Here is a 2,577-nt window from a genome sequence, read left to right as displayed (position 1 = left end):
ATATACAAGTGCGACTGGCAAAATAGCTACAGTCATAAGTGCGAATGCGAGGAATGTCCCACTTCCACAATAACCATAGAATACAGAGTCCCAATAGTTTACAAATGTAAAGATAGAACCTGTTGCAACGGTGTAAACGAAAATCAGCTTAAGACTTTTATTTAAGCCACCCTTGCTTTCTTTGTTGTCCATAAAACAACCTCCTCCATAATTGTAATTGGGAATAGCTGAGAAGCATGATTACTGCAAAAAAAAATGTTCTCTCAAAGAGATACCAGAAAATCATACATGATATGAGATAAGTCCCTTCACATAATCTCACAATCAACTATTCAATTGAAATGATATCACTCACATATTTAAATGTTAGCACTTACATTTCTTTTAGTCAAGTAAATGAATGAAATGAAATTTTAAAGTACTCTCTTTAATAAATACCACAGAAAAAGGAGGATTTTCATTATAATCCTCCTTATAATCTACAATACTAAATTACTTCACTTATCTGACTACTATTATTTAGCTATTAATATAAGCTGCTTTTATTCTGATATATTCCAATCAAAGTATCACCTTGAATCATCTTTAATATACGAATCATATCACTTGAAGATACACTGATACATCCAGCTGTTGCCCCACCTGTTGAACAATGTAGGAAAATAGCACTACCAGCACCAGGTGTACAAGCCGTATTGTAGTTAAGAGCAATCGCATATCTATACGCTGTTGGATAGCTGATCAAATGTTCAGCGCTGCTCCACTGTATACCCGTCTGACTCGCGTCTACGAGGATGATTTCATCGCGCAAAAAAACTGACCTTTTATGGTCAGTTTAGTCTCTTTTTCTACAAATAATATGGATTGGAGTTCCTTCAAATCCAAAACGATCTCTTAAGCAGTTTTCTAGATAACGCTTATATGAGAAATGCATGAACTTAGGATCATTTACAAATAATACAAATGTTGGTGGCTGTACAGCAACCTGGTTGGCATAATAAATCTTAAGTCTTCCACCTTCAAATGTAGTTGTAGGATTCATTGCCTGAGCATCTACAATAACATCATTTAATACACTTGTAGTCACACGTTTATGAGCATTCATGTATGCTTCTACAATTAAATCAAATAATGTATTAATACGCTGTTTCTTTAAAGCACTGACAAAGGCAATACGTGCATAGTCAAGATACTTGAACTGTTCTCTTAAAGTCTTTTCCATCTTAGCCATTGTCTTTTCATCTTTAGTGACAGCATCCCACTTATTAACAACTAAAACAACAGATTTACCTAATTCATGTGCATAACCAGCTACATGCTTATCCTGTTCAATAATACCTCTTTCACCATCGACAACACAAAGAATAACATCACTCTGTTCTACAGCCTTTAAAGCACGTAGTACTGAATATTTTTCAATATTCTCATAAACTTTACCCTTTTTACGCATGCCTGCTGTATCGATGATTCTATACTTATAACCATCTTTTTCAAATGCTGTATCAATGGCATCTCTTGTTGTTCCTTCAATATTAGAAACAATAACACGGTCTTCACCTAGGATTGCATTAGTCAAAGAAGATTTACCTACATTTGGTCTACCAATAATAGACACCTTGATTTCATCTTCTTCAAATTCATCTTCTTCATCTGGAAGTACTCTAATGACTTCATCAAGAAGATCCCCTACACCAATACCATGAGCACTAGATACAGGAATTGGTTCACCAATACCTAAGCTATAGAAATCATAAATATTGTCTCTAAACGCGACATCATCAATCTTATTCACAGCTAAAAGTACAGGTTTACCCGACTTCTGAAGCATTCTTGCAACAAAGTTATCTTCACTTGTTAAACCTTCACGTCCATTAACTACAAAGATAATAACATCAGCTTCTTCAATCGCAATCTCAGCCTGAGTCTTGATCTGTTCTCTAAAATCAGCATTCTTTAATTCAATACCACCGGTATCAATAATTCTAAATTCTTTTGTAAGCCAGCTTGCTTTCGCATAAATACGGTCTCTTGTAACACCTGGTACGTCTTCTACAATAGAAACACGTTCACCAATAATACGGTTAAATAATGTAGACTTCCCTACATTTGCACGACCTACAATCGCAACAATACCTTTTTTCATATTTCGCCTCCTTATTGAGTCTTTTCTTCAACTAAATTCATAATATGAGCAACAACTTCGTCAATAGTCATATCTGAAGTATCAATTTCAATCGCATCATCTGCTTTCTTCAATGGAGAAATCTCACGTGTCATATCTGCTTCATCACGCGCAGCCACTTCCTTCTTGATTTCATCAAGATCAGAATTCAATCCACGACTTAAGTTTTCATTATGACGACGTAAAGCACGACATTCAATAGATGCTACCTGGTAAATTTTTAATTCTGCATTTGGTAATACGACAGTTCCAATATCTCTACCATCAAGAATAACGCCACCTTCTTTGGCCATTTCTCTTTGTTGTGCTACTAAATATCTACTAACCTAAGAATAAGCAGAAACATTACATCCACATGCACAAATTTAATTGACAAGAATATCAGCAGTTACAAA

General features: G+C 35.0%; 2 protein-coding genes and 2 pseudogenes. All 4 read right to left on the bottom strand.

Annotated features, from left to right (window positions below):
- A pseudogene (locus tag ACT8VG_RS10000) lies at positions 1 to 192 on the bottom strand (APC family permease); the annotation flags it as partial.
- Between the two features lie 334 nt (positions 193 to 526).
- Positions 527 to 745 (bottom strand): hypothetical protein, encoded by a 219-nt coding sequence (locus tag ACT8VG_RS09995; protein WP_244985257.1) that lies wholly within the window; start codon positions 743 to 745, stop codon positions 527 to 529.
- Positions 746 to 835: 90 nt separating this feature from the next.
- Positions 836 to 2,143 (bottom strand): ribosome biogenesis GTPase Der, encoded by a 1,308-nt coding sequence (gene der, locus ACT8VG_RS09990; protein WP_117459621.1) that lies wholly within the window; start codon positions 2,141 to 2,143, stop codon positions 836 to 838.
- Positions 2,144 to 2,154: 11 nt separating this feature from the next.
- A pseudogene (locus ACT8VG_RS09985) lies at positions 2,155 to 2,490 on the bottom strand ((d)CMP kinase); the annotation flags it as partial.
- Between the last annotated feature and the right edge of the window lie 87 nt (positions 2,491 to 2,577).

It is taken from the genome of Catenibacterium sp., assembly GCF_052354645.1.
GTDB classification, from domain to species: Bacteria; Bacillota_I; Bacilli_A; order Erysipelotrichales; family Coprobacillaceae; genus Catenibacterium; species Catenibacterium mitsuoka_A.
The sequence above is the reverse complement of the archived record's forward strand: the minus strand, read 5'-3'. Positions and strand labels throughout refer to the sequence as shown.